Source organism: Pseudomonas sp. FW300-N1A1 (genome assembly GCF_058789115.1).
In genome coordinates this window covers 1-22,866 of record NZ_JBYTBK010000050.1, presented here as the reverse complement: position 1 = coordinate 22,866, position 22,866 = coordinate 1, and the positions used below count along the sequence as shown (strand labels likewise).

Sequence of the window (22,866 nt, the reverse complement as noted above, 5' to 3'; positions counted from 1 at the left end):
GTAACACGACTTGTGCACATTTCGCTAAGTTGTTGTTTTTTAGACGGAACTTTATTGGTTTTCGCGGGTCTTTAGCTACTTGAGACAGGCCGCTTTTGTGTAAAAGCGGCCTTTTTTGTGGGCGTTTGAAACGTGAAGCGAGTGCAGCCGGCAGGGATACTGGCTGAATCCGCAGGCGCCTTGCCTCAGGCCGACCTGGCCATGATCAGCCCGCTGTCACTGGCGGCCTCCAGGCGGATCGCCACGAACTTGGAGGTGGGCGTATGGCTGCCATCCCCGGTGCTTTCCAGCGGCACCAGCGGGTTCACTTCCGGGTAGTAGGCTGCTGCCTGCCCGGCTGGAATGTCAAACGCCAGCAAGGTGAAGCCCTTGACCCGCCGTTCACGACCGTCATCCCAGATCGACACGATGTCGGCCTTTTGCCCGGGCTTGAAGCCCAGGCGAATGATGTCGGCTTCATTGACGAACAGCACGTCACGCTGCCCTTTGACACCACGGTAACGATCATCGAGTCCGTAAATGGTGGTGTTGTACTGATCGTGGGAGCGCATCGACTGCATGATCAGGTCCGGCAACTGCCCGGTGGCGCGGGTGCGTTCGTGCACAAGATCCTTCGGCAGGATGTTGGGGCGGAAGTTGGCGCGACCTGACGTCGTGTTCCAGCGCCGGGCGCCGGCACTGTTGCCCAGGTAGAAGCCGCCCGGGTGTTCGATCTTCTGGTTGAAGTCCTTGAAGCCCGGGATGGTGTCGGCGATCAGTTCGCGAATACGGCGGTAATCGGCGACCAGCCAGGTCCAGTCGACCGGTGTGCTGCCCAGGGTCGCGGCGGCGATACCGGCGATGATCGAAGGCTCCGAGCGCATCTGGCGAGACAGCGGCTGAAGCTGGCCATTGGAGGCGTGAACCATGCTGAAGGAGTCTTCCACGGTGACCGCTTGCGTCCCTTCGGTTTGCAGGTCGATGTCGGTGCGGCCCAGGCACGGCAGGATCAACGCTTCTTTGCCGTGGGTCAGATGGCTGCGGTTGAGCTTGGTGCTGATCTGTACCGTGAGGTCGCAGTTACGCAGCGCCTGGAACGTCCGTGGGCTGTCCGGTGTTGCCTGGGCGAAGTTGCCACCCAGGCCGATAAAGACTTTCGAGCGGCCTTCAAGCATGGCGTGGATCGCCTCGACCACGTTGTGGCCGTTTTCACGGGGCACCTTGAACTGGAAGCGACGCTCCAGTGAATCCAGGAAAGCCATTGGCGGACGTTCATTGATGCCCATGGTCCGGTCGCCTTGCACGTTGCTGTGCCCGCGCACCGGACACAGGCCCGCGCCTGGACGGCCGATGTTGCCGCGCAACAGCATCAGGTTGGCGATTTCCTGGATGGTCGGCACCGAGTGGCGGTGCTGGGTGATGCCCATGGCCCAGCACATAATGACGTTCTGGGCTTTGGCGTACATGCGCGCCGCTTGTTCGATCTCGACCAGCGTCAGGCCGGACTGCTCGACAATCTGCTCCCACGGGGTGTCGTCGATCTGGTTCAGGTAGTCGAGGATATTGACCGTGTGTTCGTTGAGGAAGTCATGGTCGAACACGGCCGGCGCCCCACTGCCCTGGGCTTCGCGTTCCCATAGCAGGAGGAACTTGGCCATGCCGCGCAACAAGGCCATGTCACCACCCAGCGCCGGACGGAAATACGCGGTGTTGGTCGGTTTGTCGCCGTTGGTGAGCATTTCGACCGGGTGCTGCGGGTGCTGGAAGCGTTCCAGGCCCCGCTCTTTCAGCGGGTTGATGCACACCACCTGGGCACCACGCTTGACCGCTTCGCGCAGGGGTTCGAGCATCCGCGGGTGGTTGGTGCCGGGGTTCTGGCCCCAGACGAAAATCGCGTCGGCATGTTCGAAGTCGTCGAAGGTCACGGTCCCTTTACCGACCCCGATACTTTGCGCCAGGGCCACGCCGCTGGCCTCGTGGCACATGTTCGAGCAGTCAGGGAAGTTGTTGGTGCCGAATGCACGGACAAACAATTGATACAGGTACGCCGCTTCGTTGCTGGCGCGCCCCGAGGTGTAGAACTCGGCCTGATCGGGACTTGGCAGGTTCTGCAGGTGTTGGCCGATCAGCGCGAACGCCGCGTCCCAGCTGATCGGGGTGTAGCGATCGGTGTCGGCGTCGTAGCGCATGGGCTCGGTCAGCCGGCCCTGGTACTCGAGCCAGTAGTCGCTCTGTTCCAGCAGGGCGCTGACGCTGTGCTTGGCAAAGAATGCCGCATCGACGCGACGCTTGGTGGCTTCCCAGTTGACGGCCTTGGCACCGTTCTCACAGAACTTGACCAGACCGCTTTCCGGGGAATCGCCCCAGGCGCAACCCGGGCAGTCGAAACCGCCGTTCTGGTTGGTCTTGAGCATCATGCGCAGGTTTTTCAGCGCGTTGTCGCTGGTCAGCCAGGCCTGGGCAACACTGATCAATGCGCCCCAGCCACCGGCCGGGCCCTTGTAGGGCTTGTAGCGCGGGGTGGGTGTCTGGTCGGCTTGATGATGAGTGCTCACGCTTGATTCTCCATCGCTGGGCTGTAGACCCGCGGCGCACTTTTCTGCGGCAGGTGGATGAGGTTGAGGTTGTGCCGGCGTGCCCATTGCAAGGCGAGGCCGGTGGGCGACGACAGGCTGACCAGGGTCTGGATGCCGGCGCGCAGGACTTTCTGGATCAGTTCGAGGCTGCAGCGGCTGGTGACAATTGCCAGCCCGCCGGCCGTCGGGATGTTCTGGCGCACCAGGGCGCCGATCAGCTTGTCGAGGGCGTTGTGTCGGCCGATGTCTTCACGGCCCAGCAACAATTCACCCTGGTTGTTCATGAACACCGCCGCGTGCACCGCGCCGCAGTGCTGGCCCAGAGGCTGGAAGGCGCCGATGCGCTGGCGCAGGCCATCGAGCCAGTGCGCGGGAGGCAGCGGTGCCCCGGGCAATACCTTGAGTTGCGGCAGGGCCTGCTCCACGGCTTCCACGCCGCACAATCCGCAACCGCTGGTGCCGGCCAGTTGCCGACGCTGCTGCTTGAGGTTCCAGAAGGCGCGGCTGGCAATGTTGACCTGCGCGTACTGCGCGCTGCCCGCACCCGTCAATTGCAGGTCATAGATGTCGGACAGGTCGCTGATGATCCCGCTGCCCAGGCTGAAGCCGACAATGAAGTCTTCCAGGTCGGTCGGGGTGACCAGCATCACGGCCTGGCTGATGCCGTTGTAGGCGATCGCCAGCGCCACTTCCTCAGCGAGTGCGGTGCTGGCTGACTCACTGTGATCAAGGTTGCAGTACTGGTAGCTCTGACTGGCGGCGGGCGCGGGCGTTACTGGAGCAGGCGTCGCGCAGGCCGGACGCTTGGCGTTCATGGGGCAATACCGGCGGGTTATCCAGCCTTAATCCTAGGCGCGGCAAAGTGTCGCGTCTAATCGCTATTACTGATCTGCCGATAGATGCCGTCGATCAAAAGCCCGCGAGTGATTTCTGATAGATCGCAAAACAGGCTTCCGCCAGCGCCGAGCGTGGTGCGCTGCGACGCATGATCAACCCCAGCCGGCCAAGGGTTTGTGCGTTTTCAATCGGTTGCAGGCGCAAGTGCTCGGTCAGTGATTCCAGGCCACCTTCCAGGGGCATCACCGCGCAGCACAGGCCACCGTGTACGGCTTGCAGCAGTTGATGGACGGCGTCGGTCTGCAGCAGCGGTCGCGGGTTAAGGCCCCGGCTGTGGAAGTTGTGGTCGATGGACTGGCGAAAGTGCATGCCGCTGGTGAGCATGCCCAGCGGCAACTCGATCAGCGCTTCCCAGCTCAATGGCGTGTCACCGAAGCTGAAGAAGCGCTGGTCATAAAGCAAACCCATGCGGGTTTCGCTGAACGCCAGCGAGTCGAAGCGTTCGCCGTCCAGGCGCTCCAGATAGGACACTCCCAGATCCAGCCGGTTGTTGGCCAGTTGTTCGAGGATCTGTTCGGAACTCAAGGCGGACAGTTCGAAGCGCAAGTTGGGGTGTTCGCCGTGCAGTTGTTGCATCAGCGGCAGAGGATCGAAACTCGACAGCGGCACCACCCCCAGGCGCAGCGTACCGACCAGGTTGCCGCGACAGGCTGCGGCCTCGGCCTGCAGCCCGTCATAGGCGGCGAGCACGGTGCGCGCCCAGGCCAGCACCCGCTCGCCCGGTGCGGTGAACCCTTCAAAGCGCTGGCCGCGATTGACCAGTGGCAAATCAAGCTCTTCTTCAAGGCTGCGCAAGCGCATCGACAGCGTGGGCTGGGTGATGTGGCAGCGCGCGGCCGCCTGGCCAAAGTGCCGGGTTTCGTCGAGGGCGATGAGGAATTTCAGCTGTTTGATGTCCATCGTCGCTCCAGTGCGCAGCAGGCCAGGAGGGGGATTCTAGCGCTTGTGTGCAATGGGCGTCATTGGTCGGCCGGGAACCACGCTGCACCGTCTTGGTCTAGTCTTTCGCGACCGGACCTATAAACCCAAGGAGAGTGCACCATGAGTCTTTTGAGCTTTGTGAAAGAAGCAGGCGAAAAACTGATTGATTTGCTGACACCGGGTAACGCCAATGCGAGCGGGCAGTTGAAGGACCATATCGCGAAGGTCGGCCTGGGCAACCCGAATGTGCAGGCCACGGTGGAGGGCGACAAGGTCACGGTGACCGGCGAAGTGGCGAGTCAGGAAGAGAAAGAAAAAATCCTCCTGGCGGTGGGCAATATTGCGGGCGTGGGCAGTGTGGACGATCAGATCGTCGTGACCGGCCCGACGGTCGCGGCAGCCCGTTTTGTGGTGGTGAAAAAGGGCGACACCCTGAGCGCGATTTCCCTGACCGTGTACGGCAATGCCAACCTGTACAACAAGATTTTCGAAGCCAACAAACCGATGCTGTCGCACCCGGACAAGATCTATCCAGGGCAGACCTTGCGTATTCCTGAGTAACACGGGAGCCGTGACGAGTGAGCTTGCTCCCGCTCGACTGCGCAGCAGTCGTGAATCGGGTTGTGGATGCTGTCTGAGTCTACGTTGGTACCGATTGGGGGCCGCTTCGCGGCCCAGCGGGAGCAAGCTCCCTCGCCACAATAGTCACAATAGCCGCGCAACAGCCACAACGGTTGCTACAACCCTTCGATCAACACCCGATAATCACCCACCGCCGCAAACTCCGCGGTGTCTTTGGGTGCCTTGCGGCTGTCCGGCACACGCACCGCCAGCAAATGCGCCACGCCAAACTCCCGGGCACTGCGCAGGATCGGCAAGGTATCGTCGATGAACAGGCTGCGTGCCGGGTCGAAACCGATATCGGCGTGCAGGGCGTCCCAGAATTGCGGGTTTTCCTTGGGGAAGCCGTAGTCGTGGGAGCTGATCAGCCGCTCGAAGTACGGTGTCAGCTCGATTCTTTCCAGTTTCAGCGACAGTGAGTCGCGGTGCGCATTGGTGATCAGGATCACGCGCTTGCCGGCCTGTTTGATCGCCGCTAGAAAGGTATCGGCGTCCGGACGCAGCGCAATCAGATGGGCGGTCTCCAGCTTCAGCTCGCGCACCGGGATCTTCAGCTCGCTGCTCCAGAAGTCCAGGCAATACCACTGCAACTGGCCGGCGTTACGCTCGAACAGCGGCTGCAGTTCCAGCTCGGCCATGGCCCGGCTTACCCCGTGCAGCTCGGCGTAACGCTGGGGCAGGTGCTCCATCCAGAAATGGTTGTCGTAGTGCAGGTCCAGCAGCGTGCCGTCCATATCCAGCAGAACGGTATCGATGTCGCGCCAGGGCAGTGATGGCATTGAAGACTTCTCCAGCGGTAAACAGATATCCGACATAAACAATCAGGGCAGGCCGGGTATAGTAACCCGTTCACGTCAAGGAGCTGCCATGCGCCAGAAACCCGAAGTCCTAGCCCGCGAGATCGTCGCCACCAGCCGCTTGTTTTGCGTTGAAGAGGTGCAACTGCGCTTTTCCAATGGCGTCGAGCGTACCTATGAGCGATTGGTCGGCAAGGGCGCCGGGTATGGCGCAGTGATGATCGTGGCGATGCTCGATGCCGATCACGCGGTGCTGGTCGAAGAGTATTGCGGCGGTACCGATGCCTACGAAATGTCGTTGCCCAAGGGCCTGATCGAACCCGGCGAAGACGTGCTGGCAGCCGCCGAGCGTGAACTCAAGGAAGAAGCCGGTTTTGGCGCACGGCAACTGGAGCACCTGACCGAGCTGTCGCTGTCGCCCGGTTACATGAGCCAGAAAATCCAGGTGGTGCTGGCGACTGACCTGTACGAAGAACGGCTGGAAGGTGATGAGCCGGAGCCGATGCGGCTGGACCGGGTCAATCTGCGAGAGCTGGCGGCGCTGGCGCAGAACCCGCAGTTCACCGAGGGGCGCGCCTTGGCGGCGTTGTACCTCGCCCGTGACCTGCTGACTCAGCGTGGAGTGTTCCAGCCATGAACTTCCCTCATCCGTTGATGGCGCCGGTCGTCGAGCTGGCATTGCAGGCCGGTGAGGCGATCCTGCCGTTCTGGCGCACAGGCACGGCGGTGACCGCCAAGGCTGACGATTCACCGGTCACTGCTGCCGACCTGGCGGCGCACCACGTGATTCTGGCGGGGCTGACAGCCCTTGATCCGAACATTCCGGTGTTGTCGGAAGAAGACGCCAACATCCCTCAAGGCGTACGTGCGGGTTGGCAGCGCTGGTGGCTGGTGGATCCGCTGGACGGCACCAAGGAGTTCATTTCCGGGAGTGAGGAGTTCACTGTCAACATCGCGTTGATTGAACAGGGCCGAGTGGTGTTTGGCGTGGTGTCGATGCCGACCAACGGTCGCTGCTACTTCGGCGGTGCCGGTCTGGGTGCATGGCGTGCCGACAAAGACGCTGCACCGTTGCCGATCCAGGTCCGCGAAACCCCGCCGTCAGGCGAGGCGTTCACCGTGGTCGCCAGCCGCCGGCATTCCAGCCCTGAGCAGGAGCGTTTGCTGGCCGGGTTGAGCGACAGCCTGGGTGAGTTGCAACTGGCCAATATCGGCAGCTCGCTGAAATTTTGCCTGCTGGCCGAAGGCGCGGCGGATTGTTATCCGCGGTTGGCGCCGACTTCCCAGTGGGATACCGCGGCGGCGCAAGGCGTGCTCGAAGGGGCGGGGGGCGAGGTGCTGGAGTTGAGCGGCGAACGGTTCAGCTATCCGGCGCGCGAATCGTTGCTTAACTCATTCTTTCTGGCCTTGCCGGCTAAAGCCGCGTGGCGTGAGAAACTGCTGGAACTGGCCCGTTCCTGAACACATTGCATCTTTGTGGCGAGGGGGCTTGCCCCCGTTCGGGTGCGAAGCAGCCGTAATGCAGGCAATGAGGGTTTACCGACACTACTCGGTGTCTGGGTTTGGAGCTGCTTCGCGACCCGACGGGGGCAAGCCCCCTCGCCACAGGGATTAGCGGTGCAGCACGTATTGCCCGGTAAACGTCACCGCATCCTCATCACTCCCCACATTCACAATCCGCGTATGCAGCGTCAACCGTGCCCGGCCATAACGCTCATACGTCGTCACGAATTTTTTCCAAACCGCTGCACTCGGCGCCTGGCAAATGGCTGTCGCATCGCTGGTCACCGGCAGCGGGTAGTTGATCTTCCCTTCCTGGATCACGATGTGCCCATCCTCTATGCCGGCTTCACGCAGGCGCAAATGCAACCAGCCCCAGCCGACAAGGACTGCGCCGCAATACAGGCTGCCACCGAACATGGTGCTCTTGTGGTTGACGTTCGCTTCCAGCGGGAGTTGCAGGCGCAGTTGATGGGACTGCCAGTCAAGCACCTTCAAGCCCATGGCCCGCGTGAGAGGAATGTCGCTGTGCAGGATCGATTCCAGGTAATGGCTGTCGCGGTTCATGCTGGGGCCTCAACGTACGGATGCTTATGTAAAGGTTAGTCGGCGCGGTTCAATCAATCTCGTCGGCGTGAAGGTTTGCACCCGCGGCATCGGCGAAGTTCAGTCCGTGTTTACGCAGCTTGTCATGCAGGGTTTTGCGCGGAATTCCCAGTGCCTCGGCAACGCTGCGCAGCGAGCTGTGAGAGCGCGCCAGCTCAGCGGCAATCAGGTTCTTTTCGAAGCTTTCCACTTGCTCGCTCAGGTTCCCGTCGAACTGGGTGCTGGCGGGTGCAGGGCTACCATCGGGGGTATTGATGTCCAGCGCCAGTTCCAACCCGAGGGCGAAGCGTTCCGCTGCGTTTTGCAGTTCGCGCACGTTGCCTGGCCAGGTATGGCGCAGCAGCAGGGCGCGCTGGCCCGGTTGCAGTTCGTGAGGCGCCAGGCCATGGCGCTCGCTGGCTTCATTGGCAAAGTGCTGGAACATCATCAGCGCGTCTTCGCCACGTTCGCGCAGTGGTGGAATGCGCAGTGGCGCAACGTTCAGTCGGTAGTACAGGTCGGCACGAAAACGCCCCTGGTCGGCGGCCTGGCGCAGGTCTTCCTTGGTGGCGGCGATGATCCGGATGTCCAGCGGGATCAACTGATTGCCACCCAGACGCTCGACTACCCGCTCTTGCAGCAAGCGCAGCAGCTTCACCTGAACATCCAGGCTCATGCTTTCGATTTCATCGAGGAACAGCGTGCCGCCATTGGCAAACTCGAATTTGCCGATGCGACGTTTTTGCGCACCAGTGAAGGCGCCGGGCTCGTGGCCAAACAGTTCGCTCTCGACCACCGATTCCGCCAGCGCTCCGGCGTTGATCGCGACAAACGGCCCATTGCGGCGGTTCGACAGGTCGTGCAGGGCGCGGGCTACCACTTCCTTGCCAGCGCCGGTTTCACCAAGGATCAGCACATCCGCCTTGGTCGGGGCCAGTGCGGCGATCTGCTCGCGCAGGCGCAGCATCGACGCCGACTGGCCGATCAGTCGGGTACTCAATTCATTGCGGTCGCTCAGGGCCAGCCGCAGGCTGCGGTTTTCCAGCACCAACTGGCGCAGGGCCAGGGCGCGGCGCACGCTGTCGAGCAACGCATCGCTGGCAAAGGGTTTTTCGAGGAAGTCATAAGCGCCGGCACGCATGGCCTGCACCGCCAACGGTACGTCGCCGTGTCCGGTGATCAGCAGTACCGGCAACTCCGGGTCCTGGGCGTGCAGTTCGCTCAACAGTTCGAGACCGTCCATGCCGGGCATGCGGATGTCGCTGACCACCACGCCCGGCCAATCGCGCTCAAGACGCGAGGCCAGGCCCTTGGCTTCGGCCAGGGGCAGGATCTTCAGGCCTGCCAGGTCCAGCGTCTGGCTCAAGGCCTGGCGCAGGTGCGGATCGTCGTCGATCAGCACCACCTGGATGCGGTTATCGATGAAGTTGCTCATTCACTGCGGTCCTCGGACGGTTGCAGGCTTACACCGGGTGCGCCAGCGCGCAGCCGCAGGGTGATCAGGGCGCCGCCTTCCTTGTGGTTGGCGAACGACAGTTCGCCACCGAAGGCGCGCATCAGGGTTTCGCAGATGGCCAGTCCCAGGCCAAGCCCCTGGGTACGGGTCTTGGTGGTGTAGAACGGCTCGCTGGCACGTCCCAGAGCTTCCATGCAGAACCCCGGGCCGTTGTCGCGAATGTACAGATTGACGCCCTCGGCGGTCGATTCGGCACTCAGCCAGAGTTTGCGCGGCGGGCCTTTTTCGGTGAGGGCGTCGAGGGCGTTGGCCAGCAGGTTGCCGAGCACCTGGCGCAGACGAGTTTCGCCGGCCTCGACCCACAGCGCGGCTGCCGGCAGGTCGCGGATCAACTCGACCTCCATGCTGCGGCGACGCTTGGCCAATAACGCCAGGGCATCGTCCAGCGCCGGTTGCAGCGCGACGCTCTCCGGGGCGTGGCGGTCGCGACGGGCAAAGGCGCGCAAATGGGCGATGATCGAGGCCATTCGTCCAGTCAGCTCGCTGATCAGTTTCAGGTTGCCGCGGGCATCTTCGGTGCGCTCATGGTCGAGCAGTATCTCGGCGTTTTCCGCATAGCTGCGAATCGCGGCCAGCGGCTGATTGAGTTCGTGGCTGATGCTTGCCGACATGGTGCCCAGCGCCGACAGTTTGCCAGCCTGCACCAGGTCATCCTGGGCGCGCACCAGTTCCTGCTGCGCGTGTTCGCGCTCCAGTACCTCCTGCTTGAGGCGCCGGTTGAGGCCCTCCAGGTCACTGGTCCGCTCGGCGACCCGGGTCTCCAGTTCTCGGCGGGTCTTGGCTTCGAAGTCGATGCGCTGCAGGTAGTGACGTCGGCGCTGCATCAGCAGCCCCAGCAACAGCATCAACACCAACAGCGTCGCGCCACCGATGGCGACCACCGTGCGCACCGGGCGATCGATCAGGGTTCTGGGCGCAAGGATGCTGACGCTCCAGCCGGTTTCTTCGATCCGTTGAGTTTGGGTCAGCCAGGCCTTGGGGTCGAGGTTCAGCGGCTGGGGATCGCGGGTCGGGTAGGGCTGCACCGCAGCGATCGCCTGGCGTTCCTCGCCGGTGAGCGGGCGAGTGGCGCGAAAGCGCCAGTCGGCTCGCGAGGTGAGAATGACCACGCCATTGTGGTCGGTCAGCAGCAGTTGTTCAGGGGTTTTACCCCACAGGCTTTCGGTGTGATCCAGATCGACCTTGATCACCAGCACGCCGATGATCTGTTCACCCTTGCGCACGGCGGCGGCGAAGAAGTAGCCACGTTTGGCGGAGGTGGTGCCCAAGCCGAAAAAGCGCCCGAGACGACCTTGCATGGCTTCGCTGAAGTACGGCCGGAAGGAAAAGTTACGGCCGACAAAACTGTCGTGTTTGTCCCAGTTGGACGCCGCCAGGGTATTGCCTCGAGTGTCCATCAGGTACATCACTTCGGCGCCGGTCTGGGCGCTGATGTTTTTCAGGAAACGGTTGGCATTGCCCTGGATGACACCGTCTTGCGGCGCCCCCAGCACGGCGCGCAGGGCAGGCAGGTCGCCGAGGATCTGTGGTAACACCTCGTAGCGGTGCAGGGTGCCCAGCAGGTTGGCGACGTAGAGGTCCAGCGTCTGGCGATTCTGCCCCGCCAGTTCACTGCGGTAATAACGCTCGGCCAGGTGCTCGAGTGGCCACAGCAAAGGCGCCAGGCACAGGGCGAGCAAGGCCAGGCTGCGCCAACGGGGTCTGCGGGGAAGGGCTGGAGTCATGAGCATCGGGTGCCTGGGGGAACAGCTGCATTATGCCTAGGCTTGCGAGCGCAGTCTGCGCGCCTGTTTCTACAGGCGCGCTTGTGGTGAGGCTTGGGCGGTGTTTCAGGCGAAGACGTCAGCGTCCTTGAGGAACGCGCCAGCCTCGTCCTTGGCCGACAGTTTTGGTGCGTCGTCCAGTTGCCAGTCGATAGCCAGGTCCGGGTCATCCCAGCGAATGCTGCGCTCGGCCGACGGGGTGTAGTAATCAGTGGTCTTGTACAGGAACTCGGCGAAATCGCTCAGTACCACGAAGCCATGGGCAAAACCTTCCGGTACCCAGAGTTGACGATGATTTTCAGCGGACAGGCGCACAGCCACCCACTTGCCGAAATGCGGCGAACTACGGCGAATGTCCACTGCCACGTCGAGCACTTCCCCTGCGGTCACCCTTACCAGTTTGCCCTGGGTGTTTTGCAGTTGGTAATGCAGGCCGCGCAGAACACCTTTTTGTGAGCGGGAGTGATTGTCCTGAACAAATTGTGTATCCAGGCCAGTTGCTTCTGCGAAAGCCTTGGCATTGAAGCTTTCGTAAAAGAAGCCGCGCTCATCACCAAATACCTTGGGCTCGATGATCAGAACACCGGGTAACTCGGTGGTGACTACATTCATGGGGTTTCTCCGGCAATGGGTATTGATGGCTGACATTCTTGCGCAAAGTGCGAGTCGATGCGAGGGGCCGGGATGCAACAGGCATGCAGAAGGGTGGATTCTGATGACTTTCGGCCATGTGGCAGTAGGCGTACACCGATCAAAGTGATGAGTGTTCTGGAGAAAAGGGCGTCGATAGGGCGTTCCGGATCACTGACCGCTACTGGGGGGTTGCGTATCGCTCGGAGCGGTGGCGATATAGACGCCTTACAAAAAAACCAGGGGTCGTTGTATGTTGCTCGCCACGTTGATTCACCGCGCCAGTCTGGCCAGTCCGCAGGTTTCCGCAGAGCAAGCGCTGAAACTGCTGCGCGAGCACTATGGCCTGAGCGGGACGCTGCAGTCGTTGGGCAGCCAGCAGGATCTCAACTACCGGCTCGACAGCGACCAGGGCCGTTTTGTCCTCAAGATCTGCCGTGGCGACTACGCCGCGCTGGAGCTTCAGGCCCAGCACGCCGCACTCAAGCACCTGGGGACGCGGCCCGGCCTGCATGTCCCACGGGTGATCCCGACGAAAACTGGCGAAGACCTGCTGACCCTGGCGTTTGCCGATCAGTCGGTGCACGTGCGCCTGCTCGACTACATCGAAGGTCAATCCCTGACCCATCTCGACCACCTGGGTCATGACGTCGTCGCCGGCTTCGGTCGGCTCTGCGGTGAAATGGACCTGGCCCTGGCCGGTTTCGACCATCCGGGCCTGGAGCGTACGTTGCAGTGGGATGCCCGGCACGCCAGTGCGCTGATCGAGCACCTGTTGCCGGTAATTGCCGACGAGCGCCAGCGAGTGTTGATCGCCGAGGCCGCGCAGCGCGCCGAACGGCGATTGCAGCCACTGGTGGCGAAGTTGCCGGTGCAGGCCATCCACATGGACATCACGGATGACAACGTGGTCTGGAAGCGCGATCAGCAGCGTCACTGGCAGTTGCAGGGGGTGATCGATTTTGGCGACTTGATCCGTACCTGGCGCATTACTGACCTGTCCGTGACCTGTGCGGCGCTGTTGCACCATGCCGACGGCGATCCGATGGTTATCTTGCCGGCGGTACGGGCTTACCATGACGTCAACCCGCTCAAGCGCGAAGAGTTGCAGGCATTGTGGCCGTTGATCGTTGCGCGGGCGGCGGTGCTGGTGCTCAGCGGTGAGCAGCAGGTCAGCATCGATCCGCAGAATCAGTACAGCCGCGACAACCTTGAGCATGAGTGGGAAATCTTCCGCGTCGCGACATCGGTGCCGTTCGAACTGATGGAGGCGGCCATTCTGGTGGCCGTCGACCAGACGCTGCCGACGATTGCCAGCCAGGGCTTTGCGCCGTTGCTGCCGAGTCTGGTGGGACGCGAGTTCGCACTGATCGACCTGGGGGTGTTGAGCCCGCATTTCGAAGCGGGCAACTGGGAGCAGGACGGTATCGATCAGCGCTTGTTGGTCGAAGCGGCCGCCGCCCATGGCCTGGCCGCCAGCCGTTACGGGCAATACCGTTTGTCCCGTACCCGGCCCGACAGTGCGGTCGAGCCGGACACCTGTCCGTTGCACGTTGATTTGCAGGTACCTCGGGGTACCACGGTCGAGGCGCCGTTTGCCGGTGTAGTGCATCTGTCGGCCGATGGCCGCTTGCAACTGGACAGCCCACAGTTGAGCGTGCGCCTGTGGGGTGTCAGCCCTTTGCTGCACAGTGGTGCCGCGGTGTTGAAGGGGCAGGTGCTGGGTGAGGTCGAGGGGGCGTTGCGGGTACAGCTGAGTCGTGGCGCCGATCTGGATCCACCACTGTTCTGCACACCGTCCCGCGCTCGCGCCTGGCAGGCGCTGTGCCCGTCGCCGGCGGCGTTACTGGGGCTGGCCTGTGATGCGCCAGTCGAGCTCGACCCGCACACCTTGCTGGCGCGTCGCGATGCCAGCTTCGCCCGTTCGCAAAAACACTATTACGTCGACCCGCCGCGTATCGAACGCGGCTGGCGCAATCACCTGATCGACATGCAGGGCCGTTCTTACCTGGACATGCTCAACAACGTCGCCGTGCTCGGCCATGGTCACCCGCGCATGGCGGCCGAGGCCAGCCGCCAGTGGTCGTTGCTCAACACCAACTCGCGTTTCCATTACGCGGCCATTGCCGAGTTCTCCGAGCGCTTGCTGGCACTGGCCCCGGACTCGATGGACCGGGTGTTTCTGGTCAACAGCGGTACCGAGGCCAATGACCTGGCGATTCGCCTGGCCTGGGCCTACAGCGGCGGGCGCGACATGCTCAGTGTGCTGGAGGCTTATCACGGTTGGTCGGTGGCCGCCGACGCGGTATCGACCTCGATCGCCGACAACCCGAAAGCCCTCAGTAGCCGGCCGGACTGGGTACACCCGGTTACCGCGCCGAACACTTATCGAGGTGAGTTCCGTGGCCTCGACAGCGCGCCGGATTACGTGCGCAGCGTCGAGCACAATCTGGCGAAGATTGCCGAGCAGAAACGGCAACTGGCGGGCTTCATCTGTGAGCCGGTGTATGGCAACGCCGGCGGGATTTCGCTGCCACCGGGCTACTTGAAGCAGGTCTATGCCCTGGTCCGCGCCCAAGGTGGCGTGTGCATCGCCGATGAGGTGCAGGTGGGTTATGGCCGCATGGGCAAGTTTTTCTGGGGCTTTGAAGAACAGGGTGTGGTACCCGACATCATCACCATGGCCAAGGGCATGGGCAACGGCCAGCCATTGGGTGCGGTGATCACCCGCCGGGAAATTGCCGAAGCGCTGGAGGCGGAAGGCTATTTCTTCTCGTCGGCCGGTGGCAGTCCGGTCAGCTGCCGCATTGGCATGGCGGTGCTGGATGTGATGAATGAAGAAAAGCTCTGGGAAAATGCACAGATCGTTGGCGGCTATTTCAAGGAGCGCCTTGAGGCCTTGATCGACCGTCATCCATTGGTGGGCGCGGTGCATGGCTCCGGTTTCTACCTGGGGGTGGAACTGATCCGCAACCGTGAAACCCTGGAACCGGCGACCGAAGAAACCACGTTGCTGTGCGATCGCCTGCGCGAGCTGGGGATCTTCATGCAGCCGACCGGCGACCACCTGAACATCCTCAAGATCAAACCGCCGATGGTGACCTCGCGACAAAGCGTCGACTTCTTTGTCGACATGCTGTCGAAGGTGCTGGACGAAGGGCTGTAGTCCACCACATTCCCTGTGGGGGCGAGCAGGTTCGCTCCCACAGGGATCTCCAATAGTTCGATTATTATCGGTTATTTATTGAGAATTCTCGACGAGGCGAACGTGACAGGCTTTTAAAGTCGATTTTTATCGGTTATAAAGTCGCCTGACGCCTCGGCGTGGATCACCACGCCCGGCCGTTCCCGTTTCTGTCATCGGTCGATGCCATGCTCGACCGTTCTGCCCCCGCCAGGAGATGATTCATGAGCCGTATCGTTACTGTCGCCGCTACCCAGATGGCTTGTTCCTGGGACCTTGAAGCCAACATCGAGACCGCTGAAAGGCTGGTCCGTGAGGCCGCAGGCAAAGGCGCGCAGATCATCCTGATCCAGGAGTTGTTCGAGACCCCGTACTTCTGCCAGAAGCCGAACCCGGACTATCTGCAACTGGCGACGACCGTTGAAGACAACGTGGCCATCAAGCATTTCCAGAAGGTGGCCAAAGAACTGCAAGTCGTCCTGCCAATCAGCTTCTTCGAGCTGGCCGGTCGTGCCCGTTTCAACAGCATCGCGATCATCGATGCCGATGGCAGCAACCTCGGGATTTATCGTAAAAGCCATATCCCGGATGGTCCTGGCTACCACGAAAAGTACTACTTCAACCCGGGCGATACCGGCTTCAAAGTCTGGAACACCCGCTACGCAAAAATCGGCGTGGGCATCTGCTGGGACCAGTGGTTCCCGGAATGCGCCCGCAGCATGGCGTTGCAAGGCGCGGAAATCCTGTTCTACCCGACCGCCATCGGCAGCGAACCGCATGACAAAACCATCTCCTCGCGCGATCATTGGCAGCGCGTGCAGCAGGGTCATGCCGGCGCCAACCTGATGCCGCTGATTGCCAGCAATCGTATCGGCAACGAAGAACAGGACGGCTACGACATCACCTTCTACGGCTCGTCGTTTATCGCCAATCAGTTCGGCGAGAAGGTTCAGGAACTCAACGAAACCGAAGAAGGCGTTCTGGTTCAGAGCTTTGACCTGGACGAGCTTGAGCACATCCGCAGCGCCTGGGGTTCGTTCCGTGATCGCCGCCCGAACCTGTATGGCGCCCTTAAAACCCTCGACGGCTCCCTGGAATCCTGATTGCCATGACCACTTTGAACAGCACACCTCGCGCCGACGGCTTTTACATGCCTGCCGAATGGGCGCCCCAGACCCAGGCCTGGATGGTCTGGCCAGAGCGCCCGGACAACTGGCGCCTGGGCGGCAAGCCGGCACAAGCCGCTCACGTGGCGGTGGCCAAGGCCATCGCCCGGTTTGAGCCAGTGACCGTTGCCGTGTCGGCCGCCCAGTACGAAAACGCCCGGGCCCGACTGGACGTGCCGAATATCCGCCTGGTCGAGATGTCCAGCGACGACGCCTGGGTCCGTGATACCGGCCCGACATTCGTCATCGACAACAGCGGTGAAGTCCGTGGCGTCGATTGGGACTTCAATGCCTGGGGCGGTTTTGACGGCGGCCTGTACTCGCCCTGGAATAGGGATTCGCAAGTGGCCGGCAAGATCCTCGAAATCGAGCGCAGTGCGCGTTACCGCACCGAGGGCTTCGTGCTCGAAGGCGGTTCGATTCACGTCGATGGCGAGGGCACGCTGATCACGACCGAAGAGTGCCTGCTCAACCGCAATCGCAACGCGCACATGAGCCGTGAAGAAATCGAAGCGGTGCTCAGTGCCAACTTGGCTGTGGATAAAATCATCTGGTTGCCGGACGGTTTGTACAACGACGAAACCGATGGTCATGTGGATAACTTCTGCTGCTACGTCCGTCCGGGTGAAGTGCTGCTGGCCTGGACCGATGACCCGCAGAACCCGAACTACCCGCGTTGCCAGGCGGCAATGAGCGTGCTGGAAAGCAGCACCGACGCCAAGGGTCGCCCGTTCATCGTGCACAAGATGCCGATACCTGGCCCCCTGTATGCGACCGAGGAAGAATGTGCCGGTGTCGACCCGGTGGACGGTACCCAGGAGCGCAACCCTTCGGTGCGCCTGGCCGGTTCCTACGTGAACTTCCTGATCGTCAACGGCGGCATCATTGCGCCGAGCTTTGACGATCCGCTGGACGCGCCGGCCAGGGAAATCCTGCAGAACCTGTTCCCCCAGCATGAAGTGGTAATGGTGCCGGGTCGTGAACTGTTACTGGGCGGCGGTAATATTCATTGCCTTACCCAACAGCAGCCAGCCCCGCACAAAGGTTGAGTGAAGTTGTAACAAGTGTTGGCAGCTGATTGAGGAGGTCTCTGGCTTCCCCAATCGCTGACCCGCCGACAGAGCCCGCGGCCCTTATGGGTTGCGGGCTTTTTTATGGTCGCTTATTGGGCAGTCTGGCACTTTGGCATAGCTCTTGTATCTGTTTGAGAGTCATTCTTGGGAATGTGGAACAGCATTGTTCTGTCATAAACCTTGGATAAGTTAGCCGCTCACAAACCAGGAGAGAGCGCTGGGATGAACAGGGTCAGCGAGCGAACATCGCATCCCTTGGCTATGAATGGCGAATCGCTTCAGGTGCTGGCGCAATGGTTGAAGTCCAACGGAACGCGACAGGTCAGGGAAACTGACCCGCGCAGGATGATGATCGAGCGATACCCGGCTGGTTTATTCAGCGAGGCAGAACTTGAAGCGTTGTGGGATGTGATGGAAGGATAGCAAGCAAAGGATTGGTAAAGCGCTGCCCGGATGGCAGCGCTTTTTTTTGTCCACGGACAGGGGACAGGCAGTCAGCACCAGGCCCTTGAGGGCGAGCCGTCAGAAACTGTAGGTTCCCGTGACGACCAGGCTGCGCGGCGCGCCCGGCTGGATCTGGTAGGCGCTGGTGGACGACTCGTAGTACGTCTTGTCGCTGATGTTGTTCACCGCAGCGCGCAAGTCCCAGTCCTTCTGACGGAACCCGGCCAGCGCATCCCAACGACCATAACCCGGCAACACGGTGGTGTTGAGGTTGTCGGCGTAGCGGTCACCGACCAGGGTCAGGCCAGTTTCGGCATACCAGCCCATCTCCGGCTTCCAGGTAATGAACAGGCTGCCGTTGCGCTTGGCCACGTTGCTGATGCGTTTGCCTTCAAAGCCGTTGTTGTCTTTCTCGACGGTTGCGTCCTGGAAACCTACACCGCCGCGTACGTACCAGTTGCCAGTGATTTTCCCCGCGCCCGTCAGCTCGATACCCCGTGAGCGTTGCACACCCGTGAGCAAGGTGATGGTGGGATCGTTCGGGTCACTGGTGCGGCGGTTGTAGAGCTCGAGCTCGTAGATCGCCAGGGTGGTGCTCAAGCGGTCGTCGAGCCAATCACTCTTCACACCGATTTCTTTCTGTTTGGTCAGCTCGGGGCTCAGGTCGTTGACGTTGGTGGTCACCCCTGGCGTGATGCCGATCAGACCGCCACCGACCGGCGAGAAGGTCTTGCTCCAGGAGGCGTAGAACGAGTGGTTCTGCAGCGGCGTCCAGACCACGCCGAGCCGTGGGCTAGTGCTGTGGCTGTTACGGTTTTCGGAGATGTCCTTGAGTTGGTTGGTCGAGTCGACCTCGAAGGTGTCGTAGCGTACACCGGCCAGCAGCTGCCATTGATCGTTCAGGCGCAGTTGGTCCTGGAGGTAGATGGCGCGGCTTTCAACTTCAGTGTGCGAGTCGCTGGAAACCTGCATGCGTCCGGTGTGGACGATGTTGCGGTCGGGGTTGTACAGGTCCAGCCCTGGCACGGGGCTGTTGCCCGGTGACGTGGTGGCCGCGTTGTACAACTTGGGGTCGCGGCGCTGGCTGCCCAGCTCAAGCCCGGTGAGCAAGCGGTGCTCGAGGCCGAAGGTGTCGAAGCCGCCCTCGAGTTCGAGGTTGTTGAACACGTTGCGGGTGGTCAGGTCCTGCTGCCAGTGCTGGCGCACGACCTTGTTGGTGGCTGGTGTGTAACCGGTCACGTAGGTGTTGTCGAAGTCGCTATTGAGCTTGAACACCCCGAGGGTGTGGCGCAGCTGCCAGTTGTCGGCAACCTCATAGCTGAGTTTCGAGCGCAGGGATTGCGACTTGTCGTCGATGAAGTCGTTGTCGGTACCGTAGGTGGTATCGCGGCCCACATCGGCGGGGCGTCCATCAATACCGGGAATACCGCGATCGGGGGTGCGGTTGTAACGGCTGTACTCGTACTGCACCAGCCAGTTCAGATCCGGGGTCAACTGCCAGCTCATCGATGGCGCGAACAGCTGGCGGCTGCCGCTGACCCCGTCGCGGAAGCTGTTTTCGTCCATGTTGCCCATGTTCAGGCGCAGGCTGATGTTCTCGGTCGGGTCGGTGCTCAGGTCGGCATACAGGCTGCGCAAATCTTCGCTGCCGCCCTGAGCCTCGAGGGTCGAGCGGCGGCCGAACTCCGGCAACTTGCTCACCCGGTTGACGATCCCACCCTGGCTGCCACGGCCATACAGCACGGCGGCCGGGCCTTTGAGCACTTCAATGCGCTCGATGTTGTGCAGGTCGCGCACGTACTGGCTGTCGTCACGGATGCCGTCGAGGTAGAAGTCGTTGCTGGCGTCGAAGCCGCGAATACGCAAGCTGTCGAAACGGGTGTCGGCGCCGCTGCTGACGTTGGGGATGCCGCTCAATGCCGTGCCCAGATCGTTGGTGCCATAGTCGGAGACGTTCGAGGTCTTTACCGAATCGATGGCCTGCGGGACGTAGCGCACGGGTGTTGCGGTCCGCGTCGCGGTGCTGACTTCCTTGACCCGTGGATCATCGACCTCCGCTTCGGCACTGATGGACGTTGCAGGTAAGGTTGTAGTTTCTGCGTAGGAAAAACCGGCGGTCAGCAATGCAGAAAGGCCAAGACTGAAGGGCGTAAGACGAAATGGGGCAGGCATTAAAAAACGTATCCGTAGATGTTGAGGGTGTAGCGAGAAGGGTGCGAATGGTAATGCTTGCTATTTGCTTTCGTGAGTAATTATTCGTGCGCTTTATTGCTCGTTTGTTTCAACTTGTGTCTACCTCGACACAATGTCTGCAATGGATTCGTCCGATTACTGAAACAGACTGGTAGTCATTGCGGCGTTTTTCAGCAATCAACAGCGGGTTAGTCTGCCGGCATCACGTTTTCCTACCTTCTTGCCGGAGCCCTCCGATGATCCTTCACTACATCTACGACCCGTTGTGCGGATGGTGCTACGGCGCCAAGCCTCTGGTGCAAGCCGCCCAAGCGGTATTACCAGTGCTCGGCCACGGTGGCGGCATGATGACCGGTGCCAACCGGCAGACGGTCTCGGCACAATTGCGCAACTACGTGATCCCCCATGACCGGCGCATTGCCGAGTACACCGGCCAGCCGTTCGGTGAGGCGTACTTCGAAGGCCTGTTGCGCGACCACACGGCGGTCTTCGATTCCGCGCCACCGATCGCGGCGGTTCTTGCCGCCGAACAGATCGCGGGTCGCGGTCTCGAACTGCTGGGACGTTTGCAGAGCGCTCACTACGTGGAAGGGCAGCGCATCGCCGACGAAACCGTTTTGCAGGCGCTCGCCGCGCAGATGGGGCTGGATGCCCAAGTGTTCCGGCAGGCATGCATGACGGCCGACACCGAAGGCCACATCAAGGACAGTCGCGCACTGCTGTCCAAGGTGGGGGGGCAGGGTTTCCCGACCTTTGTCCTGGAGCGCAACGGTCAATTCACCCTGATCGACATCGGTCCCTGGTTCGGCAAGCCGCAAGCCTTCGCGCAATGGTTGAGTCAGTCACTGCCCACGGCTGAAGCCTCTTCGACCGCGCAAACCTGTGGCCTCGACGGCTGCGCCCACTGAACTCACCCGGAGCTGCCCATGGATAACCTGAGCCTGATCAAAAGTACCTACGAAGGCGCCAACTCCCAGGAGAACGCACGCAACACCGCCGCCGCATTGGCCACCGATGCAAGCTGGACCGAAGCGGCCGGGTTTCCGTATGCGGGGACTTACGTTGGTTTTGAGGCCATCGTGGAGAACGTCTTCCAGCGCCTGGCCACGGAATGGGAGGGCTTTCAGTTCAAGGTCGAGAGCTATGTCGCCCAGGGTGACAAGGTGTTTGCCTACGGAAACTACAGTGGCCTCTATAAAGCGACCGGCCGCCCGATGAACGCCCGGGTGGCCCATTTGTGGACGCTGGCGAACGGAAAGGTCACCCATTTCGAGCAGTTCGTTGACAGCCATACGGTGCAATTGGCGATGGCTGGCAAGTGATTTCTTAGACGATTATCGCCTTATTACAGAAGATTCACGAAATTGACACTTTGTTACAAGTGCGGCTAGGATCCGTCCCAACGCCTGTGGCTTGCAGCCACGACCTCAAAACAATAAAAGGGCCCGCCACGCTTCTGCGTGGGCGGGCCCTTTTGTTTAAGGATGAAAAAAGAGTGCAAAAGCAGCCATTTCAGCCAGCGGTCACAGCGCGTATCAACCCGTAATAAGGAAAATAACATGTTGAACAAGCGTATTAGTCTGATCGCACTGGGGATGTTGAGCGCGACTCAAGCAATGGCCAATGACCAGGCCGAGTCCAAAGGTTTTGTACAAGACAGCAGCCTGAAAGTGTTGCTGCGCAACGCTTACATGAATCGCGATTACAAGGACGGTAACGAAGACAAGGCCGAGTGGGGCCAGGCTGCCATCGGCACCTTCTCCTCGGGTTTCACCCAAGGCACCGTCGGTGTTGGTGTTGATGCCTTCGGTCTCTACGCGTTGCGCCTGGATGGCGGCAAGGGCCGTAGCGGTGCCGGTGGCATCGACTTCTTCAAGCAAGGCGACAGCGGCAACGCTGCCAGCGACCTGGCCAAGGCTGGCGCGGCGGTGAAGTTCCGCCTGTCGAGCACCGTGCTGACCTACGGTGACCAGATGCCGGCCCTGCCGGTGCTGAACTACGACAACTCCCGTCTGCTGCCGGAAAGCTACACCGGTACCTTGATCACCTCCAAAGAGATCGAAGGCCTGGAACTGAACGCCGGTCGTTTCACTGCCGAGTCGCGTAAAAGCGCCGAAGGCCATGACAGCGGTGGTCTGAAGTCGATCAACGTCCTGGGCGGTAGCTACCAGTTCACCGAACAGTTCAAGGGCGGCTTGTACGCTTCCGACGTCGAAGACGTGCTGAAAAAGCAGTACATCAATCTGAACTACATGTTCCCGCTGGCCACCGATCAGTCCCTGACCCTGGACCTGAACGGCTACCGCACCAAGCTGGAAGATTCCTACGTTCGTGAAAGCGGCGCCACGGGCGACGACAACAAGATCTGGAGCCTGGCGGCGACCTTCGCCACCGGCCCGCACTCGTTCACCCTCGCTCACCAGCGCAGTACGGGCGACAGCAACCTGGGCTATGCCTACGGCGGCTACCAGAAAGACCAGGGCCGCGTCGGTGACGGTGGCAACACCATCTACCTGGCCAACTCCTACTGGTCCGACTTCAACGCTGAAGACGAACGCAGCTGGCAGCTGGGCTACGGCCTCGATTTCGGCGCGTTCGGCGTGCCAGGCCTGACCTACAACGTGGCTTACGTGCGTGGCGACAACATCACCACCTCCACCAGCACGGGCGGTACCGAGCGCGAGATCTTCAACCAGTTCAAGTACGTGGTCCAGAGCGGCCCGGCCAAGGACCTGAGCGTGAAACTGCGCAGCTCGGTCCTGCGCGTGTCGCAGAAGTCCAGCGAGTACAACGTCAGCGGCAACGAAGTGCGTGTGTTCGTGGATTACCCGATCAACGTTTTCTGATGCTGTGAGTGCGGCCTGATACAAGGCTGAAATGAGAAAGCCCCGACTGGTTCGCAATACTGTTCAGTTAAGAAAGGCTTGAAGCGGGTGAGAGCCCTGTGGCGAGCGAGCTTGCTCGCGCTGGTGCGCGAAGCGCACCCAACAAAGCGACTGCGGTCTTTCAGAACGAACTCGA

The 22,866-nt window shown here is 61.3% G+C and carries 19 protein-coding genes; 10 read left to right on the top strand and 9 right to left on the bottom strand.

The genetic code is table 11. From position 1 onward, the window contains the following. Positions 1-185: 185 nt before the first annotated feature. From AC3WQN_RS23130 to AC3WQN_RS23120, 3 genes are all read right to left on the bottom strand, one after another. A complete protein-coding gene (locus AC3WQN_RS23130) occupies positions 186-2,534 on the bottom strand; it encodes an FdhF/YdeP family oxidoreductase (RefSeq protein ID WP_103399702.1) in 2,349 nt (782 codons plus the stop codon). Continuing rightward, entirely contained in the window at positions 2,531-3,370 is an 840-nt protein-coding gene (gene fdhD / locus AC3WQN_RS23125) for a formate dehydrogenase accessory sulfurtransferase FdhD (RefSeq protein WP_103399703.1), read from the bottom strand. Before fdhD ends, AC3WQN_RS23130 begins: the two co-directional genes overlap by 4 nt. A 94-nt stretch (positions 3,371-3,464) precedes the next feature. Next, positions 3,465-4,352, bottom strand: coding sequence for a LysR family transcriptional regulator (locus tag AC3WQN_RS23120; protein WP_103399704.1), 888 nt, complete (start codon positions 4,350-4,352; stop codon positions 3,465-3,467). Positions 4,353-4,493: 141 nt separating this feature from the next. Between AC3WQN_RS23120 and lysM the strand changes: the two genes are divergently transcribed. Then, entirely contained in the window at positions 4,494-4,934 is a 441-nt protein-coding gene (gene lysM / locus AC3WQN_RS23115) for a peptidoglycan-binding protein LysM (protein ID WP_103399705.1), read from the top strand. 176 nt (positions 4,935-5,110) lie between these two features. Here lysM and yrfG read toward each other — a convergent pair whose 3' ends face one another. Then, positions 5,111-5,773 (bottom strand): GMP/IMP nucleotidase, encoded by a 663-nt coding sequence (yrfG, locus tag AC3WQN_RS23110; protein ID WP_103399706.1) that lies wholly within the window; start codon positions 5,771-5,773, stop codon positions 5,111-5,113. 88 nt (positions 5,774-5,861) lie between these two features. On the opposite strand from yrfG, the gene nudE reads away from it, so the two are divergent. Together nudE and cysQ are read left to right on the top strand one after the other, a co-directional pair. Next, positions 5,862-6,428 (top strand): ADP compounds hydrolase NudE, encoded by a 567-nt coding sequence (gene nudE, locus AC3WQN_RS23105; protein WP_103399707.1) that lies wholly within the window; start codon positions 5,862-5,864, stop codon positions 6,426-6,428. After that, positions 6,425-7,252, top strand: coding sequence for a 3'(2'),5'-bisphosphate nucleotidase CysQ (cysQ, locus tag AC3WQN_RS23100; RefSeq protein ID WP_103399708.1), 828 nt, complete (start codon positions 6,425-6,427; stop codon positions 7,250-7,252). Before nudE ends, cysQ begins: the two co-directional genes overlap by 4 nt. 150 nt (positions 7,253-7,402) lie before the next feature. Here the strand turns inward: cysQ and AC3WQN_RS23095 are convergent, their stop codons facing one another. The 4 genes from AC3WQN_RS23095 to rfbC form a co-directional block, all read right to left on the bottom strand. Next, positions 7,403-7,858, bottom strand: a complete 456-nt coding sequence (locus tag AC3WQN_RS23095; RefSeq protein ID WP_103399709.1) for a thioesterase domain-containing protein — start codon at positions 7,856-7,858, stop codon at positions 7,403-7,405. Between the two features lie 49 nt (positions 7,859-7,907). After that, positions 7,908-9,311 (bottom strand): sigma-54-dependent transcriptional regulator, encoded by a 1,404-nt coding sequence (locus AC3WQN_RS23090; RefSeq protein ID WP_103399710.1) that lies wholly within the window; start codon positions 9,309-9,311, stop codon positions 7,908-7,910. Then, positions 9,308-11,116, bottom strand: a complete 1,809-nt coding sequence (locus AC3WQN_RS23085) for a sensor histidine kinase (RefSeq protein ID WP_103399757.1) — start codon at positions 11,114-11,116, stop codon at positions 9,308-9,310. Before AC3WQN_RS23085 ends, AC3WQN_RS23090 begins: the two co-directional genes overlap by 4 nt. Before the next feature lie 105 nt (positions 11,117-11,221). Next, positions 11,222-11,767: a dTDP-4-dehydrorhamnose 3,5-epimerase gene (gene rfbC, locus AC3WQN_RS23080; protein WP_103399711.1), complete on the bottom strand. Its 546-nt coding sequence runs from the start codon at positions 11,765-11,767 to the stop codon at positions 11,222-11,224. Between the two features lie 271 nt (positions 11,768-12,038). On the opposite strand from rfbC, the gene AC3WQN_RS23075 reads away from it, so the two are divergent. The 4 genes from AC3WQN_RS23075 to AC3WQN_RS23060 all read left to right on the top strand — a co-directional run bounded on the left by AC3WQN_RS23075 (position 12,039) and on the right by AC3WQN_RS23060 (position 17,631). Continuing rightward, positions 12,039-14,951, top strand: coding sequence for an aminotransferase (locus AC3WQN_RS23075; RefSeq protein ID WP_103399712.1), 2,913 nt, complete (start codon positions 12,039-12,041; stop codon positions 14,949-14,951). A 242-nt stretch (positions 14,952-15,193) separates the two neighbouring features. Further along, entirely contained in the window at positions 15,194-16,072 is an 879-nt protein-coding gene (gene aguB, locus AC3WQN_RS23070) for an N-carbamoylputrescine amidase (RefSeq protein ID WP_095144543.1), read from the top strand. A gap of 5 nt (positions 16,073-16,077) precedes the next feature. Then, entirely contained in the window at positions 16,078-17,184 is a 1,107-nt protein-coding gene (gene aguA / locus AC3WQN_RS23065; protein WP_095144544.1) for an agmatine deiminase, read from the top strand. A 246-nt stretch (positions 17,185-17,430) separates the two neighbouring features. Next, the gene (locus tag AC3WQN_RS23060) at positions 17,431-17,631 is read left to right on the top strand and encodes a hypothetical protein (RefSeq protein WP_095144545.1); all 201 of its coding nucleotides are present in this window, start codon (positions 17,431-17,433) and stop codon (positions 17,629-17,631) included. Positions 17,632-17,730: 99 nt separating this feature from the next. Here AC3WQN_RS23060 and AC3WQN_RS23055 read toward each other — a convergent pair whose 3' ends face one another. Then, positions 17,731-19,824 carry a TonB-dependent receptor gene (locus tag AC3WQN_RS23055; protein ID WP_103399713.1) on the bottom strand — a complete coding sequence of 698 codons (2,094 nt, stop codon included), beginning with the start codon at positions 19,822-19,824 and terminating at the stop codon, positions 17,731-17,733. A 257-nt stretch (positions 19,825-20,081) separates the two neighbouring features. Between AC3WQN_RS23055 and AC3WQN_RS23050 the strand changes: the two genes are divergently transcribed. The 3 genes from AC3WQN_RS23050 (at position 20,082) to AC3WQN_RS23040 (ending at position 22,691) form a co-directional block, all read left to right on the top strand. After that, on the top strand, positions 20,082-20,753 hold the full coding sequence (locus AC3WQN_RS23050; protein WP_103399714.1) for a DsbA family protein: 672 nt from the start codon (positions 20,082-20,084) through the stop codon (positions 20,751-20,753). Between the two features lie 18 nt (positions 20,754-20,771). Continuing rightward, positions 20,772-21,167, top strand: a complete 396-nt coding sequence (locus AC3WQN_RS23045) for a nuclear transport factor 2 family protein (RefSeq protein ID WP_103399715.1) — start codon at positions 20,772-20,774, stop codon at positions 21,165-21,167. 237 nt (positions 21,168-21,404) lie between these two features. Beyond that, a complete protein-coding gene (locus AC3WQN_RS23040) occupies positions 21,405-22,691 on the top strand; it encodes an OprD family porin (RefSeq protein WP_103399716.1) in 1,287 nt (428 codons plus the stop codon). The last annotated feature ends 175 nt before the right edge of the window (positions 22,692-22,866 follow it).

Excerpts from the sequence above, each read along its gene's own strand:
- AC3WQN_RS23075 (WP_103399712.1), top strand. The coding sequence starts at position 12,039 with ATGTTGCTCGCCACGTTGATTCACCGCGCCAGTCTGGCCAGTCCGCAG.
- yrfG (WP_103399706.1), bottom strand. The coding sequence starts at position 5,773 with ATGCCATCACTGCCCTGGCGCGACATCGATACCGTTCTGCTGGATATG.
- fdhD (WP_103399703.1), bottom strand. The coding sequence starts at position 3,370 with ATGAACGCCAAGCGTCCGGCCTGCGCGACGCCTGCTCCAGTAACGCCC.
- AC3WQN_RS23045 (WP_103399715.1), top strand. The coding sequence starts at position 20,772 with ATGGATAACCTGAGCCTGATCAAAAGTACCTACGAAGGCGCCAACTCC.
- aguA (WP_095144544.1), top strand. The coding sequence starts at position 16,078 with ATGACCACTTTGAACAGCACACCTCGCGCCGACGGCTTTTACATGCCT.
- AC3WQN_RS23095 (WP_103399709.1), bottom strand. The coding sequence starts at position 7,858 with ATGAACCGCGACAGCCATTACCTGGAATCGATCCTGCACAGCGACATT.
- AC3WQN_RS23050 (WP_103399714.1), top strand. The coding sequence starts at position 20,082 with ATGATCCTTCACTACATCTACGACCCGTTGTGCGGATGGTGCTACGGC.
- AC3WQN_RS23085 (WP_103399757.1), bottom strand. The coding sequence starts at position 11,116 with ATGACTCCAGCCCTTCCCCGCAGACCCCGTTGGCGCAGCCTGGCCTTG.
- AC3WQN_RS23090 (WP_103399710.1), bottom strand. The coding sequence starts at position 9,311 with ATGAGCAACTTCATCGATAACCGCATCCAGGTGGTGCTGATCGACGAC.
- nudE (WP_103399707.1), top strand. The coding sequence starts at position 5,862 with ATGCGCCAGAAACCCGAAGTCCTAGCCCGCGAGATCGTCGCCACCAGC.
- AC3WQN_RS23040 (WP_103399716.1), top strand. The coding sequence starts at position 21,405 with ATGTTGAACAAGCGTATTAGTCTGATCGCACTGGGGATGTTGAGCGCG.
- AC3WQN_RS23060 (WP_095144545.1), top strand. The coding sequence starts at position 17,431 with ATGAACAGGGTCAGCGAGCGAACATCGCATCCCTTGGCTATGAATGGC.
- aguB (WP_095144543.1), top strand. The coding sequence starts at position 15,194 with ATGAGCCGTATCGTTACTGTCGCCGCTACCCAGATGGCTTGTTCCTGG.
- rfbC (WP_103399711.1), bottom strand. The coding sequence starts at position 11,767 with ATGAATGTAGTCACCACCGAGTTACCCGGTGTTCTGATCATCGAGCCC.
- cysQ (WP_103399708.1), top strand. The coding sequence starts at position 6,425 with ATGAACTTCCCTCATCCGTTGATGGCGCCGGTCGTCGAGCTGGCATTG.
- lysM (WP_103399705.1), top strand. The coding sequence starts at position 4,494 with ATGAGTCTTTTGAGCTTTGTGAAAGAAGCAGGCGAAAAACTGATTGAT.
- AC3WQN_RS23120 (WP_103399704.1), bottom strand. The coding sequence starts at position 4,352 with ATGGACATCAAACAGCTGAAATTCCTCATCGCCCTCGACGAAACCCGG.
- AC3WQN_RS23055 (WP_103399713.1), bottom strand. The coding sequence starts at position 19,824 with ATGCCTGCCCCATTTCGTCTTACGCCCTTCAGTCTTGGCCTTTCTGCA.